The 14836-nt window shown below is 43.3% G+C and carries 16 protein-coding genes; 5 read left to right on the plus strand and 11 right to left on the minus strand.

From position 1 onward, the window contains the following. Window positions 1–99: 99 nt before the first annotated feature. The 6 genes from AAGA51_RS12675 to zapE all read right to left on the minus strand — a co-directional run bounded on the left by AAGA51_RS12675 (window position 100) and on the right by zapE (window position 5177). Complete coding sequence (locus AAGA51_RS12675; RefSeq protein WP_042480491.1) at window positions 100–837, minus strand: cytochrome c1; 738 nt, start codon at window positions 835–837, stop codon at window positions 100–102. After that, window positions 834–2099, minus strand: coding sequence for a cytochrome b (locus AAGA51_RS12680; RefSeq protein WP_042480494.1), 1266 nt, complete (start codon window positions 2097–2099; stop codon window positions 834–836). Before AAGA51_RS12680 ends, AAGA51_RS12675 begins: the two co-directional genes overlap by 4 nt. Beyond that, entirely contained in the window at window positions 2099–2692 is a 594-nt protein-coding gene (petA, locus tag AAGA51_RS12685) for a ubiquinol-cytochrome c reductase iron-sulfur subunit (RefSeq protein ID WP_042480497.1), read from the minus strand. Before petA ends, AAGA51_RS12680 begins: the two co-directional genes overlap by 1 nt. A 332-nt stretch (window positions 2693–3024) precedes the next feature. Further along, window positions 3025–3417 carry a 30S ribosomal protein S9 gene (gene rpsI, locus AAGA51_RS12690; protein ID WP_042480501.1) on the minus strand — a complete coding sequence of 131 codons (393 nt, stop codon included), beginning with the start codon at window positions 3415–3417 and terminating at the stop codon, window positions 3025–3027. A 15-nt stretch (window positions 3418–3432) separates the two neighbouring features. Further along, a complete protein-coding gene (gene rplM, locus AAGA51_RS12695) occupies window positions 3433–3861 on the minus strand; it encodes a 50S ribosomal protein L13 (protein WP_042480504.1) in 429 nt (142 codons plus the stop codon). Window positions 3862–4073: 212 nt separating this feature from the next. Beyond that, a complete protein-coding gene (gene zapE, locus AAGA51_RS12700) occupies window positions 4074–5177 on the minus strand; it encodes a cell division protein ZapE (protein WP_042480506.1) in 1104 nt (367 codons plus the stop codon). A 151-nt stretch (window positions 5178–5328) separates the two neighbouring features. Between zapE and zapG the strand changes: the two genes are divergently transcribed. The 3 genes from zapG to degS all read left to right on the plus strand — a co-directional run bounded on the left by zapG (window position 5329) and on the right by degS (window position 8631). Beyond that, a complete protein-coding gene (gene zapG, locus AAGA51_RS12705; protein WP_042480508.1) occupies window positions 5329–5769 on the plus strand; it encodes a Z-ring associated protein ZapG in 441 nt (146 codons plus the stop codon). Between the two features lie 142 nt (window positions 5770–5911). After that, window positions 5912–7279, plus strand: a complete 1368-nt coding sequence (locus tag AAGA51_RS12710) for a Do family serine endopeptidase (protein ID WP_042480511.1) — start codon at window positions 5912–5914, stop codon at window positions 7277–7279. 293 nt (window positions 7280–7572) lie between these two features. Beyond that, window positions 7573–8631, plus strand: coding sequence for an outer membrane-stress sensor serine endopeptidase DegS (gene degS / locus AAGA51_RS12715; RefSeq protein ID WP_042480791.1), 1059 nt, complete (start codon window positions 7573–7575; stop codon window positions 8629–8631). A 109-nt stretch (window positions 8632–8740) separates the two neighbouring features. On the opposite strand, the gene rplS is transcribed toward degS, so the two are convergent. The 5 genes from rplS to ffh all read right to left on the minus strand — a co-directional run bounded on the left by rplS (window position 8741) and on the right by ffh (window position 12379). Beyond that, window positions 8741–9094 (minus strand): 50S ribosomal protein L19, encoded by a 354-nt coding sequence (gene rplS / locus AAGA51_RS12720; RefSeq protein WP_042480514.1) that lies wholly within the window; start codon window positions 9092–9094, stop codon window positions 8741–8743. 41 nt (window positions 9095–9135) lie between these two features. Then, entirely contained in the window at window positions 9136–9882 is a 747-nt protein-coding gene (gene trmD / locus AAGA51_RS12725; RefSeq protein ID WP_042480517.1) for a tRNA (guanosine(37)-N1)-methyltransferase TrmD, read from the minus strand. 25 nt (window positions 9883–9907) lie between these two features. Then, window positions 9908–10462: a ribosome maturation factor RimM gene (rimM, locus tag AAGA51_RS12730; protein ID WP_042480520.1), complete on the minus strand. Its 555-nt coding sequence runs from the start codon at window positions 10460–10462 to the stop codon at window positions 9908–9910. Window positions 10463–10489: 27 nt separating this feature from the next. Beyond that, window positions 10490–10738, minus strand: a complete 249-nt coding sequence (gene rpsP / locus AAGA51_RS12735; protein ID WP_042480523.1) for a 30S ribosomal protein S16 — start codon at window positions 10736–10738, stop codon at window positions 10490–10492. A 252-nt stretch (window positions 10739–10990) separates the two neighbouring features. Then, the gene (gene ffh / locus AAGA51_RS12740; RefSeq protein WP_042480526.1) at window positions 10991–12379 is read right to left on the minus strand and encodes a signal recognition particle protein; all 1389 of its coding nucleotides are present in this window, start codon (window positions 12377–12379) and stop codon (window positions 10991–10993) included. Window positions 12380–12625: 246 nt separating this feature from the next. Here ffh and AAGA51_RS12745 point away from each other — a divergent pair, with 246 nt between their 5' ends. Together AAGA51_RS12745 and AAGA51_RS12750 are read left to right on the plus strand one after the other, a co-directional pair. Beyond that, window positions 12626–13420 carry a cytochrome C assembly family protein gene (locus AAGA51_RS12745; RefSeq protein WP_042480529.1) on the plus strand — a complete coding sequence of 265 codons (795 nt, stop codon included), beginning with the start codon at window positions 12626–12628 and terminating at the stop codon, window positions 13418–13420. A gap of 101 nt (window positions 13421–13521) precedes the next feature. Continuing rightward, a complete protein-coding gene (locus AAGA51_RS12750; RefSeq protein ID WP_042480532.1) occupies window positions 13522–14796 on the plus strand; it encodes an HlyC/CorC family transporter in 1275 nt (424 codons plus the stop codon). Window positions 14797–14836 lie beyond the last annotated feature (40 nt).

The following is a 14836-nucleotide window of genomic DNA, read 5'->3' on the forward strand; positions in this document are numbered from 1 at the left end:
GGAGCCCTCCAGCACACTTACACAGACACAAAAAACAATGGAGGCTAAGCCCCCATTGCAGAATTAAATACTAGGATTTAGCGCGGTATAATAGCACAATTAGTGCACATCACGCCAATATTCTTTCTTAAGTGCTACGACTACGATAGTGAACACAACTAAGAATGCGAATACCCACCAACCCATAGCTTGGCGTTCCAATTTAACAGGTTCACCCGAGTACTCTAAGAAGTTAACCAAATCCAGAACGGCTTGGTCAAACTCGCCAGTACTTAGCTCACCGTTACCTTGAGACTTAGTACCAACCACAACCTTAACTTCTTCACCATCGACTACATGAGTATCGAAGATAGGTTCCGGTGTACCTTGCAGCTCTTCAAGCACATGTGGCATACCAACGCTTGGGAAAACTATATTGTTTACACCAAATGGGCGACTTGGGTCCGCATAGAATGAACGCAAATAGGTATACAGCCAATCAGCACCACGTACACGTGCGACTAATGTCAAATCTGGCGGTGGAGCACCAAACCATTTCGCAGCGGATTTGTCAGGAATCGCATTCTCCATCAACTCACCAATCTTAGAGGTAGGGTTGAAAATAAGATTCTCTTTCATTAAATCTGCTGGAATACCTAGGTCATTAGCAACACGCTCATAACGTTGGTATTGCGTTGAGTGACAACCAAAGCAGTAGTTCATGAATAACTTGGCACCACGTTGCAATGACGCCTGATCAGATAAATCATTCTCTGCTTTATCTAAATGTACATTTCCACCTGCTGCCATCACCATCGAAGGCAACAATGCAAACAAAATTACAATCCATTTCTTCATTTGAATGTCACCCTCTTTGGTAGTGGCTTGGTTGCTTCATTTTTGCTGTAGAAGAACAGCAATACGAAGAACATGAAGTAACCTAAACTAAAGATTCGAGCTAGTAAGGTATAAGTTGGCGTCGCTGGTAGCGCCCCAAGGATACCTAAAGCAATGAAACAAATGGTGAATTGAATAATGTTGATTAAATGCAACTTACTGCGGTAGCGGTAAGAACGAACTTTACAACGATCCAACCAAGGCAATAGGAATAGCACGACAATCGATGCACCCATCGCAACAACACCAATTAGCTTATCCGGAACTGCACGCAAAATCGCATAGAACGGAGTGAAGTACCAAACTGGCGCGATGTGCGCTGGTGTTTTCAGTGGGTTTGCTGCTTCAAAGTTAGGCGGCTCAAGGAAGTATCCACCCATTTCTGGGTTGAAGAACAACACATAGCTGAACAAGAACAAGAAGCCAGCAACACCTACCATATCTTTTACCGTTCCATAAGGATGGAAAGGAATAGAATCGATAATGTCGTATTTCTTCGAGTAGTAATCGTGGAACTTGAACTGTGATTGGTAATCGTCACCCATAGAGCCTTTTGGCAGTTTAGTTTCGATACCATCAGGGTTGTTTGAACCCACTTCATGCAGAGCAAGAATGTGCAGCACAATCAACAGGAGTAACACGATTGGTAAAGCGATTACGTGTAGGGCGAAGAAACGGTTCAACGTTGCACCAGAGATAACGTAGTCACCACGAATCCATAGTGTTAAGTCATCACCGATTACAGGAATCGCACCAAACAGAGAAATGATTACCTGTGCACCCCAGTAAGACATTTGTCCCCAAGGTAGCAAGTAACCCATAAACGCTTCAGCCATCAGCACTAAGAAAATTAGCATGCCGAACAACCAAAGAAGTTCACGAGGCTTTTGGTATGAACCGTAGATTAGGCCACGGAACATATGCAGATACACAACCACGAAGAATGCAGAAGCGCCCGTTGAGTGCATATAACGTAGCAACCAACCGAACTCCACATCACGCATGATGTATTCAACAGAAGCAAAGGCACCTTCACCAGAAGGAACGTAGTTCATCGTCAACCAAATGCCCGTTAGGATCTGGTTTACAAGCACCAGCATCGCCAAGGAACCAAAAAGGTACCAAAAGTTGAAGTTCTTCGGCATTGGATATTCAGAAAGGTGCTTTTTATACGCGTTCATCGCGGGTAGACGTTTTTCTACCCAATCAAGTAGAGCTTGCATTATGCCTCCCCTGTTTCATCGAGACCGATGACAATTCTTGTATCGCTTAAATACATATGCTTCGGAATGACCAGGTTCAGTGGTGCAGGAACGCCCTGGAACACTCGTCCAGCCATATCAAACTTCGAACCGTGGCAAGGACAGAAGAAACCTGACTTAACGCCTTGGACTTGCTCGCTGAAAGAATCTGGCAAATAGCTTGGTGAACAACCTAAGTGCGTACAGATACCCACAGCGATGAAATATTCAGGCTTAATTGAGCGATAAGTGTTTTGAGCGTAATCCGGCTGCTGCTCTTCACCAGAGTTCGGATCACGTAATTGATTGTCGTGCTCTTTAAGAGCGTCAACGATTACTTGCGAACGACGAACAACCCATACAGGTTTACCTCGCCACTCAACGCGAACCATTTGCCCTTCCTCGAGTTTGCTTACATCAACCTCGACAGGGGCGCCGGCCGCTTTTGCTTTCGCACTTGGGTTCCAAGATTTTATAAAAGGTACAGCAACTGCCGCCGCTCCTAACCCACCGACAACCGCAGTTGTCGCAGTTAAGAAACGTCTGCGACTGTTGTTCAAAGGCGCATTGCTCATCCAGACATTCTCCCATTTGCTCCTTGTGGATTGCTTTTATTCCGCTTAAGAGCATGGCTAACAAAATACTAATTTAGTTGTATTTATTTGACGGCAAATGATAAATAAAACCCTACTTTTTGACAAGATAAAGCTACCTTTTTGTAACATTCGTGAAGCAAACCCTAAGTTGCGTCACAAAAGGGAGTAAGGCTGTAAAAGTTTCGGAAGTGATTATTGATAAATGAAATTTTTCATAAGAGAAGAAAAACAAAAAGCCCGGCGTAAGCCGAGCTTTTTTTTGTCCCAATCCAGTAAAACTGGACCAACGAACATCTTCCAATAAAGAAAGATTAACGTTTTGAGAACTGTGGACGACGACGTGCTTTACGTAGACCAACTTTCTTACGTTCAACGCAACGAGCGTCACGAGTAACGTAGCCAGCCGCACGTAGTGCAGGACGTAGTGATTCATCGTATTCCATAAGAGCGCGAGTGATACCGTGACGGATAGCACCTGCTTGACCAGAAATACCGCCACCTTTAACAGTGATGTATAGATCTAGTTTCTCTACCATCTCAACTAGCTCAAGAGGTTGTTTAACAACCATGCGAGAAGTTGGACGACCGAAGTATTCATCAAGGCTACGCTTGTTGATTACGATGTTGCCGCTGCCTGGTTTAATAAAAACGCGTGCAGCTGAGCTTTTGCGACGGCCAGTGCCGTAGTATTGATTCTCTGCCATTTCCGATATCCCCAATTAGATGTCTAGTACTTTAGGTTGTTGAGCAGCGTGGTTGTGCTCAGCGCCTGCGTAAACTTTAAGCTTACGGTACATAGCACGGCCTAGAGGACCTTTTGGAAGCATACCTTTAACCGCTAGCTCAAGTACCATCTCAGGCTTACGCTCGATCAGCTTCTCGAAGCTGAAAGATTTTAGGCCACCTGGGAATTCAGTGTGACGGTAGTACATTTTGTCTTTAGCTTTGTTACCAGTTACAGCAACTTTCTCCGCGTTAACAACGATGATGTAATCACCAGTGTCTACGTGTGGAGTGTATTCAGCTTTGTGCTTGCCACGTAGGCGAGATGCAATTTCACTTGCTAGACGGCCTAGAGTTTTACCTTCAGCGTCTACAACATACCAGTCGCGTTTTACAGTTTCTGGTTTAGCAACGAATGTTTTCATGCTAATAATAACCCGTTAATTAAAATTTACACTTAAAGGAGCAAATTGCTCCCACTGTCTAAGAGCCCAGACAACACCCCTTCGAGTGGGTGGTACTCCCGGCCTAAAAAGACCTGCAGTAACGGTGGGTCGCAGGATTATAAAGAAGAGTGAAGGAAAAATCACCTCTTTTTATACAAAAAAGTCATTTTTCCTTATCAATTTGGTAAGGCTTACGCTAAGTGTTCCTGAGCTAGGTAATCATGGCTTTGCATCTCGATTAAACGAGACTGACAACGCTTAAATTCAAACTCCAACTGACCTTGTGTATAGAGCTGTTCTAACGGTACTTCAGCTGAAATAATAAGCTTCACATTCCGCTCATAAAACTCATCAACCAACGCAATAAAGCGTCTCGCCGCATCTTCAATGGTACGATCCATCTGTTTAACTTCAGCGAGTAAAACCGTGTGGTAGAGTTTTGACAGCTCAATATAATCATTCTGACTCCGAGCCGTCTGACACAGTTGCTCAAATGACGCATAGAGTAAACCGTCGTTAGCTTCAATCACATCAATAGTGCGGTGGTTAATCTCTATCTGATGCTGTTTCGGTTTTTCGCTTCCAGCAAGTTGTTCATAGTATTTGTTCAAGTTCTCAGAAGCTTTAGCATCGAGCGGATAATGATAAATTTCCGCTTGTTGCAATGTTCTTAGACGGTAATCCACACCACTATCAACATTTAAGATATGACAGTATTTTTCAATCAGAGCGATAGCGGGTAAGAAACGAGCACGCTGCAAACCATTTCTATATAGGTCATGAGGCGGAATATTAGACGTTGCAACCAAAACAACACCGCGCTGGAACAGGGCTTGAAATAACGTTCCTAAAATCATTGCATCTGTAATATCAGATACAAAAAACTCATCAAAACAGATAATCACGGCTTCTTTACTGAATTTATCAGCAATAAGCTCAAGTGGATCGCTGACATGATCAAGAAGTTTTAATTCATCATGTACCCGATACATAAAGCGATGGAAATGAACCCGCATTTTTTTATCTGTTGGCAAAGCATCAAAAAACGTATCCATCAAATACGTTTTACCGCGCCCTACTCCCCCCCAAAAATACAAACCCTTAGGAAGTTCAGGTTTCTCTTCTTTCTTTCCCAGTAGTTTTTGCCAACGAGATGGTTTGACCACTGGTGTATTCAGGTAATCAATTAACTGATGATAAAGGTCATCCAGCGCATTCACAGCCATAGCTTGCGCTTCATCTTGTTGAAAATCCGACCTTTTTAAATCTTGTTCGTATCGTTGCTTCGGAGTCATGACTATCTGCTCAAAGAAAGAGGGGAAGAAACTGCAATGTAGAGCACATGCTTTTTGCTTTATCCATTCGGGGAGTCATAGTACCATGAGACATACGCATGTGTAACCAGCTGGTAAAAAACATGTTAAATAACAACAATAAGGAGCTGTTATGCCTTGGATTTATGCGATTGTTGGATTGTTAGTCGGCCTCGTTGCTGGCGTTGTGATTTCTCGTTTAACCACGCCTCAATATAAGGCACAGAAATCCTTACAAAAAGATTTAGACGGTGCGAAGTACGCTCTTGAGCAACAACGTCAAGAGCTCGCTGATCATTTTGCCCAAACAGCAGAAATGCTCGATACACTTGGTAAAGACTACACTAAGCTTTATCAGCATATGTCTAAGACCTCTAGTGAGTTACTTCCGAATCTTCCTGAGCAAGATAACCCGTTTGTTAAACAAATTGCTCAACAAAAAGATGAAAGCGCTACCGACGATACTTTAGAAGAGCAACCAAAAGACTATGCTTTAGGTGCTACGGGACTACTTAAGAATGAAGAAAAAACCATTCTTCGTTCTTCAGATGTTATTGATGTCAAAGCGAGCTAATTGACACTCATATTGATAACAACCAATCTCAAGTGAACTTTAAAAAGGTTTTTGAGTCATAACTCTCACTGAGTCTGTTGAAGTTTGATATTTAGCACAAATATTAATCACGACCAGATACTTATCAATGAGGAGTTTCATGATGAAAAAACCTTTGCTTGCTTTAACGGTCTTATCCTTAAGCTTAAGTTCTATCATTACACCAATGCCAGCGACTGCGGCACTGCCTGTATCTGTGAATGGAGAGCAAATGCCTAGCTTGGCGCCTATGCTCGAGAGAGTCACACCAGCAGTGGTAAGCATTGCAGTAGAAGGTACCCAAGTCTCCAGACAGAGGCTTCCAGAACAATTCCGATTCTTCTTTGGTCCAGACTTCCCTGTTGAACAGATGCAAGAGCGCCCATTTAGAGCGCTAGGCTCTGGAGTCATTATTGATGCGGGCAAAGGCTACGTTGTGACTAACTACCACGTCATCAACAATGCAGAAAAAATTCGCGTTAAATTGCATGATGGTCGAGAACTGAATGCCGAGCTTGTTGGCGGCGATGAAATGTCTGACATTGCTTTACTGAAACTAGAAAAAGCAGAAAACCTAACGCAAATTAAGATTGCAGATTCGGATCAACTTCGGGTCGGCGATTTCGCAGTAGCGATCGGTAACCCGTTCGGTCTTGGTCAAACAGTTACGTCTGGTATCGTTTCAGCACTCGGCCGAAGTGGTTTGAATATAGAGAACTTCGAAAACTTCATTCAAACCGATGCTGCGATTAACAGCGGTAACTCAGGCGGTGCATTGGTAAACTTAAACGGTGAACTGATCGGTATCAATACTGCGATTCTCGGTCCAAATGGCGGGAACGTAGGCATTGGTTTCTCCATCCCTTCAAATATGATGAAAAACCTCACCGGTCAAATTCTAGAGTTTGGTGAAGTGAAACGCGGCATGCTAGGTGTACAAGGTGGTGAAGTTACTTCTGAGCTTGCTGAGGCAATGGGGTATTCATCTACTAAAGGGGCTTTTGTCAGCCAAGTAGTGCCAGACAGTGCAGCAGATAAAGCAGGCCTTAAAGCGGGTGATATTGTTGTTTCTGTAAACGGTAAGAAGATAGAAACCTTCTCCGAATTGCGAGCCAAAGTCGCCACTTTAGGTGCAGGTAAAACAGTAAAACTGGGCATCATTCGTGAAGGTAAAGAGAAAACTTACGAAGTCACACTTGGTGAAGCTACCAATGCTAAGACTAAGGCAGACAATCTACACCAAGGGCTGCAAGGTGCGGAATTAAGCAACACAACAGCCACCGACCCTATTGAAGGTGTAAAAGTGACAAGTGTTGCGAAAGACTCACCAGCAGAAAGTTATCAACTTAAGACTGATGACATCATTATTGGTGTGAACAGACAACGGGTAAAAAATATCGCGGATTTAAGAGCAATAATGGATAAAAACCCAAGTATCCTAGCGCTGAATATTCAACGTGGTGATCGTACTATTTACTTAGTTGTTAGATAAAACTCAGAGCTTTATTGTTAATACAACACTTAGAAGGACCACTATTTGATGTGGTCCTTTTGTTATTGGGTCGGGTAATGCTATTCTTCGTTTCTATATCAGTATCCTAAACCTTTTCGGATACAACTATTTATAGCTCACTCGATTATACCCAAACAACTTGGTATTGCAGGCAAACGGCCGGTGAATCATTCCCCTTACATATATCTTATGTAATCGAGAATAATAAACCTCGAAATCGCAACTGCACTATTGAGAAGGAAGGATATAGCTGCGTGGATTTTGGGGAAATTATGCTTAAAGTTTTGCTTCGTTCTGTTGTGATAGGCTTGGTTACTGCTGCTATCATTATCGCTGCAATGCCATCTTTACGAGAAAATATTCTTCCTAAACGCAGCAATGCATCCACTGACATTACGTCACTGCAAATCTCATTCAATAGTGCAGTGAGTAAGGCTGCACCAGCAGTGGTTAATATCTATAGTCGTAAATATTCAGAAAACAATCGCAACAAATTATCGACTCAGGGTTTGGGTTCAGGTGTTATCGTCAGTGAGAAAGGCTACATCATTACCAACTATCACGTTGTCGCTCAAGCCGACCAAATCATTGTTGCTCTGCAAGATGGACGAGTAGCAGCGGCTCAGCTGGTTGGTAAAGACAGAAGAACCGATATCGCCGTATTACGCGTTGAAGGCAATAATCTACCTGTTATCCCCCTTAATCCTAACTATCAAGCTAAGGTTGGCGATGTTGTGCTGGCTATTGGCAACCCATACAACCTAGGGCAAACCACTACATTTGGTATTATCTCTGCCACTGGTCGCTCTTCAATCAGCGCTGATGGTCGACAAGCTTTTATCCAAACTGATGCAGCCATCAATGAAGGTAATTCAGGTGGTGCTCTTGTCAATACTCAGGGTGAGTTGGTCGGTATCAATACCGCTTCTTTCCAACAAGCTACAGATTTAGAAACCTACGGTATTTCATTTGCCATACCCTATGCGCTTGCAAATACCATCATGGAAAAGATCATTGCAGATGGGCGTGTAATTCGTGGCTACATCGGCGTGGACGGCCAAGACATTAATTCTGTCACCTCACGCTTACTCGGCAGCGAACATGTTGGCGGAATCATCATTTTAGCTGTAGACCCGAATGGTCCGGCGGCTAAAGCAGGCTTTGAACCTCGCGATATTATCTTGAAGATTGACGATCACAAAATCAATGGTCGCCAAAGCGTAATGGATCTCGTCACCAATCTGAGACCAGGAACAGTTGCGAACTTTACATTATTACGCAAAGGTGAAGAAATCACCGTACCAGTAACAATTTCGGAAGACACTCGCTAATCACTGACTCACGATAATGAAGTGTTTATTGCGTATCTTAGTCGAATTAGAAGCATAAAAAACGGAGCCAACTGGCTCCGTTTTTTTTATGAGAATGCGATATGAAGTATTACTTCTTAGCAAGTTTCTCTTTAATACGAGCAGACTTACCAGAACGCTCACGCAGGTAGTACAACTTGGCACGACGTACTGCACCGCGACGTTTAACTTCAATTCCGCCGATAGCAGGAGAGTGAGTTTGGAACGTACGCTCAACACCTTCACCGTTAGAAATCTTACGTACAGTGAATGCAGAGTGTAGACCACGGTTACGGATAGCGATTACAACACCTTCGAATGCCTGTAGACGCTCACGTTCACCTTCTTTTACCTTAACTTGAACTACAACAGTGTCACCTGGTGCAAATTTAGGTAGGTCTTGTTTCATTTGCTCTTGCTCAAGAGCTTTGATGATGTTACTCATTTTTTAAATTCCTAGAATAAACTGATACTAAATTTAATAGGTTACCGGTTATTCCGAGTTTCTTTAATGAACTCAGCCAGCAATTGTTCCTGTTCGTCAGTCAGAGCTAGGTTTTCCAGGAGCTCCGGACGTCTTAACCAAGTTCGGCCTAGCGACAATTTCAGTCGCCAGCGACGAATGTCCTCGTGATTGCCGGATTTCAGTACCGCTGGTACTTCTTTTCCGTCTAGCACTTCAGGACGCGTATAGTGTGGACAATCTAACAAGCCATTGGCAAAAGAATCTTCTTCTGCTGACGCGAAATCTCCAAGTACCCCCGGAATAAACCGAGATACAGAATCAATCAACGTCATGGCTGGGATTTCCCCACCCGTCATTACAAAATCACCAATTGACCATTCTTCGTCAACTTCAGATTCAATAATGCGTTCATCTACCCCTTCATAGCGACCACAGATAAGAACAAGATTCTCATTTGTAGCCAACTCTTCAACTCCTTGCTGGTCGAGCTTTCGACCTTGAGGAGAAAGATAAATGACTTTCGTCTTTCCCGGTGCGGCTTGTTTGGCAGCATGAATAGCATCGCGCAAAGGCTGTACCATCATTAACATGCCAGGGCCACCACCGTAGGGTTTATCATCGACAGTGCGACGTTTGTCGTGAGTGAAATCTCGAGGATTCCATGTATCAACAGACAACAACCCTTTTTTAACCGCTTGGCCTGTGACTCCAAAATCTGTAATGCTGCGGAACATTTCAGGAAATAGGCTTATAACGCCAACCCACATGTGTTCTTTGCCTTATATTTTAGAGTTAAAACGCTGGATCCCAGTCAACTTCGATCCGTTGAGCTGTGCGATCAATATTCTTGATCACTTGCTCTTCAAGGAACGGGATTAATCGTTCCTTTTGTCCGAAAGCATCTTTCAGATTTGCTTTAACTACGAGAACATCGTTCGAGCCTGTTTCTAACATGTCAGTAACTTTACCAAGGTCGTAGCCCTGGGTGGTTACCACTTGCATGCCGAACAATTCACGCCAGTAGAATTCATCTTCTGGCAATTCTGGTAGTACTGCAGGATCAATTGAAATTTCAAAGTTCGTCAGCAGATGCGCATCTTCACGAACATCAAGACCTTCTAGTTTTGCTACAAGACCTTTGTTGTGACGCTTCCAGCCTTCTACTTTATATTCAACTGACTCACCCTTGTGGTTAACAAACCAAGGGGCGTAATCAAAAATACTTTCCGGATTGTCTGTATAGGAAAAAACCTTAAGCCAACCACGAATGCCGTAAGTAGCTCCAAACTTGCCTACAACAATTCTCTCGTTTTGTTTGCTCATTGTTTCTTTACCTTTCATCGACATAAACTAGTTACTCACTAAATGTAAGAATTAAGCCGCTTTTTGAGCGTCTTTAACTAGTTTAGCTACGCGGTCAGATACAGTAGCGCCTTGTGATACCCAGTGGTTCACACGGTCTAGATCTAGACGTAGGCCTTCTTCTTGACCAGTAGCAGTAGGGTTAAAGAAACCTACTTTCTCAATGAAGCGGCCAGTAGCTGCGTTGCGGCTGTCTGCAACAACGATTTGATAGAATGGACGCTTCTTAGCGCCGTGACGTGCCAAACGAATGGTTACCATGTCGTCCTCTTTGCTTTCTCAAAAATAAAATTAACCCCAGTAACCGTCTTAGATAAAACAGCTTGGGGTCTCGTGCCAAAATAAAGCCCCGGAATTTTACTCTTATTCCGAGGCATTGCAAGGTTTTTAGCTAAATTTTCACCACCAAAAGCAGGGGTAAATTACTGTGACCTTGATAACACTTTGAAAAGTTGAGAACGTTTTTTGAACAAACAATATTCTCAACTTAACAAATCGAGGTCTGGGCTTAGTTTAACGACCGAAGAAACCGCCACCGCCTCCGCCCATACCTCCCATTCCGCCCATCATGCCCTGCATGTTGCGCATCATGCCTTTCATGCCGCCTTTCTGCATTTTTTTCATCATCTTTTGCATCTGAGTGAATTGCTTTAATAGGCGGTTAACGTCTTGCACCTGTGTACCAGAACCTGACGCAATACGTTTCTTACGCGAACCTTTGATCAAATCAGGGTTACGACGTTCTTTCATCGTCATAGAGCTGATAATGGCTTCCATCTGCTTGAACATACCGTCATCAACTTTATCTTTAACACCGGCAGGAAGCTGAGACATGCCCGGAAGCTTATCCAGCATGCCCATCATGCCACCCATGTTTTTCATTTGGCCAAGTTGTTCACGGAAGTCTTCTAGGTCGAAGCCTTTTTTCTCTTTAAACTTCTTAGCTAGCTTTTCCGCTTTATCTTGGTCAACATTACGTTGCAAGTCTTCAATCAGTGACAGAACGTCACCCATACCTAGAATACGGGAAGCAACACGATCTGGATGGAATGGCTCTAGAGCGTCAGTTTTTTCACCCACACCCAAGAATTTAATTGGTTTTCCAGTGATATGACGTACAGACAGAGCTGCACCACCACGAGCATCACCATCCACTTTGGTAAGAATTACACCCGTTAGTGGCAGTGTGTCACCGAATGCTTTAGCCGTGTTTGCCGCATCTTGACCTGTCATAGCATCGACAACAAACAGCGTCTCAACAGGATCGATTGCTTTATGCAGGTCTTTGATTTCCGCCATCATTTGTTCATCGATAGCAAGACGACCTGCTGTATCGACAATCAATACGTCGTAGAATTTTTTCTTCGCATGGTCAATAGCCGCATTCGCAATATCAATTGGCTTTTGGTCAGCTGAAGACGGGAAGAAGTCAACACCGAGATCTGTTGCCAAAGTTTCTAGCTGTTTGATCGCCGCTGGACGATAAACGTCGGCAGAAACCACCAGCACTTTCTTCTTATCACGCTCTTTTAATAGCTTAGACAGTTTACCAACACTGGTTGTTTTACCAGCACCTTGCAAACCTGCCATCAGAATCACAGCCGGTGGCTGAGCGGCTAAGTTAAGCGCTTCGTTGGATTCACCCATGACCTTTTCAAGTTCGCTACGTACGATCTTGATGAATTCTTGGCCTGGGGTCAGCGATTTAGAAACTTCGACACCTACCGCGCTCTCTTTAACACGGTTTACGAAATCACGAACTACAGGAAGTGCAACGTCAGCTTCCAATAGTGCCATGCGAACTTCACGCAGGGTCTCTTTAATATTGTCTTCTGTAAGACGTCCTTTGCCGCTGATATTTTTCAGCGTCTTGGATAGTCGATCCGTTAAATTCTCAAACATCTTTATTCTCTTCGCGGTACGGCGATTAATTGTTGTGAGTATACCTTAGCCAAGTCCATAGGCATACCCTAATCCCCACAACTGGGAACGCAGACATCTCTATAACTGGGAACACTGAGGTTTGTCTTCTAGATTGGGTTAACTTTGTGAGATCTCAACTATCAAAAATCAATCAAGATCCACCGTAGCTCATTAGGGTTATGCAATGTATAATTCGTTAATTCAGCAGCCATTTATGTGAGAAGTATGGATAACTTAATCGCTATCGTTGCCACTCTAATGTACGTTTTATCGATCGCAACCATAGTGCCTAGCCTAGTCAACCACACAGGTATAAGAGCAAAGTCCGTTTTTATTTCTGCTTTCTTAGCACTTGTTTTTCATGCTTGGCTGCTTGGAGATCTGATTCTCAATGTCACTGGGCAAAACTTGAGTATGCTCAACGTTGCGTCACTGATTAGCTTTATTATCTCTCTAGTCATGAGCGTAGCGATGTTTAAAACTCGCTTATGGTTCTTGTTGCCTGTGGTTTATAGCTTTTCAGCTATTAATGTATCGGCCGCAACATTTCTACCGAGTACTTTCATTACGCACTTGGAAAACGACCCTAAACTGCTCGTTCATATATCACTGGCTCTGTTCTCGTACTCGACTTTGTCTATTGGCGCGCTCTATGCGTTGCAACTTGCTTGGCTCGATTACAAATTGAAAAAGAAAAAAGCTTTAGCAATTAACCCTAATTTGCCACCATTGCTTATGGTTGAACGCCAACTGTTTAAAATAATTCTGATTGGCAACTTGCTACTAACTGGTACTCTTATCACTGGTTGGTTTTTCGTTCAGGATATGTTTGCTCAAGGTAAAGCACACAAAGCGATACTTTCCTTTATAGCTTGGGTGGTTTACTCCATTTTACTTTGGGGCCATTACCAAAAAGGTTGGCGAGGAAGAAAGGTGACATGGTTTGCAGTTGCCGGTGCAACACTACTGACTCTGGCTTACTTTGGCAGCCGATTTGTCAGAGAAATTATCCTAAGCTGAGTAACGTTTAGCGAGTTGTCTTGATTGACTTCCCCGCTTATCATAATCCATTAATTAATAAAGTTTATTTACCTAAATCTGTTATAAGGAAAAAGATCGTTTTGGACGATATATCTACGGGTATTTTATTTGCGCTGCTTGCGTGTCTTATCGTTATTTCTGCCTATTTTTCCGGTTCTGAGACAGGCATGATGTCTCTCAACCGTTATCGTTTAAAGCACCTCGCCAACACAGGGCACAAAGGTGCAAAACGAGTTGAGAAATTACTTAGTCGTCCAGATCGTCTTATTGGCCTAATTCTTATCGGTAATAACCTCGTCAACATTCTCGCTTCTGCGATTGCGACGATTATCGGTATGCGTCTGTATGGTGACTACGGTGTTGCTATCGCAACAGGTGTGTTGACTCTTGTGGTACTTGTCTTTGCTGAAGTCACACCAAAAACATTAGCTGCGTTGTTCCCTGAGAAGGTCTCTTACGCAAGCAGTGTTCTGCTGACAATACTGATGAAAGTCTTTGCACCATTAGTCGTATTCGTAAACTTTATTACCAACGGTTTTATTCGTCTATTGGGCGTAAAAAACTTAAGCAGTGGCGATGATCATCTGAGTTCTGAAGAGCTTCGCACAGTCGTAAACGAAGCGGGCGGTCTTATTCCTCGTCGTCACCAAGATATGTTGTTGTCGATTCTTGACCTTGAGCACGTGACGGTGAATGACATTATGATTCCACGTAATGAAATTACAGGGATCAATATTAATGATGACTGGAAATCCATTGTTCGTCAGTTAACTCACTCTCCTCATGGTCGTGTAGTCTTGTATCGCGACCAAATAGATGAAGCCGTAGGTATCTTGCGTTTACGTGAAGCATCTCGCTTTGTGTTGGAGAAAAGTGAACTGAGCAAAGAGATCATCCTGCGAGCCGCTGATGAGATTTATTACATCCCCGAAAGCACACCGTTAAACGTTCAGCTACTTAAATTTCAACGTAATAAAGAGCGTATCGGTCTAGTCGTTGATGAATATGGCGATATTATTGGTTTGATTACTTTGGAAGATATTCTGGAAGAGATTGTGGGTGAGTTTACCACGTCTATTGCTCCAAGCTTATCTGAAGAAATCACGCCACAAGGTGATGGTAGCTTCCTTATTGAAGGCAGTGCCAACATTCGAGATATCAACAAGAGCCTGAAATGGAAACTTCCTACAGACGGTCCAAGAACGCTTAACGGTTTAATTCTGGAGCATCTTGAAGAGATCCCAGAAAGCCATATTAGCGTCAAAGTAGCCAATCATCCGATGGAAATTGTTGAGCTGGAAGAGAACCGTATTAAGCTGGTTCGAGTTCATCCTCGCAAACCGAAGAAAGTGTAAACCTCTTTTCTGAGAACACAAAAAAGGCTTGGTAAACCAA

Source organism: Vibrio diazotrophicus (genome assembly GCF_038452265.1).
In the GTDB taxonomy this organism is placed as follows: Bacteria; Pseudomonadota; Gammaproteobacteria; order Enterobacterales; family Vibrionaceae; genus Vibrio; species Vibrio diazotrophicus.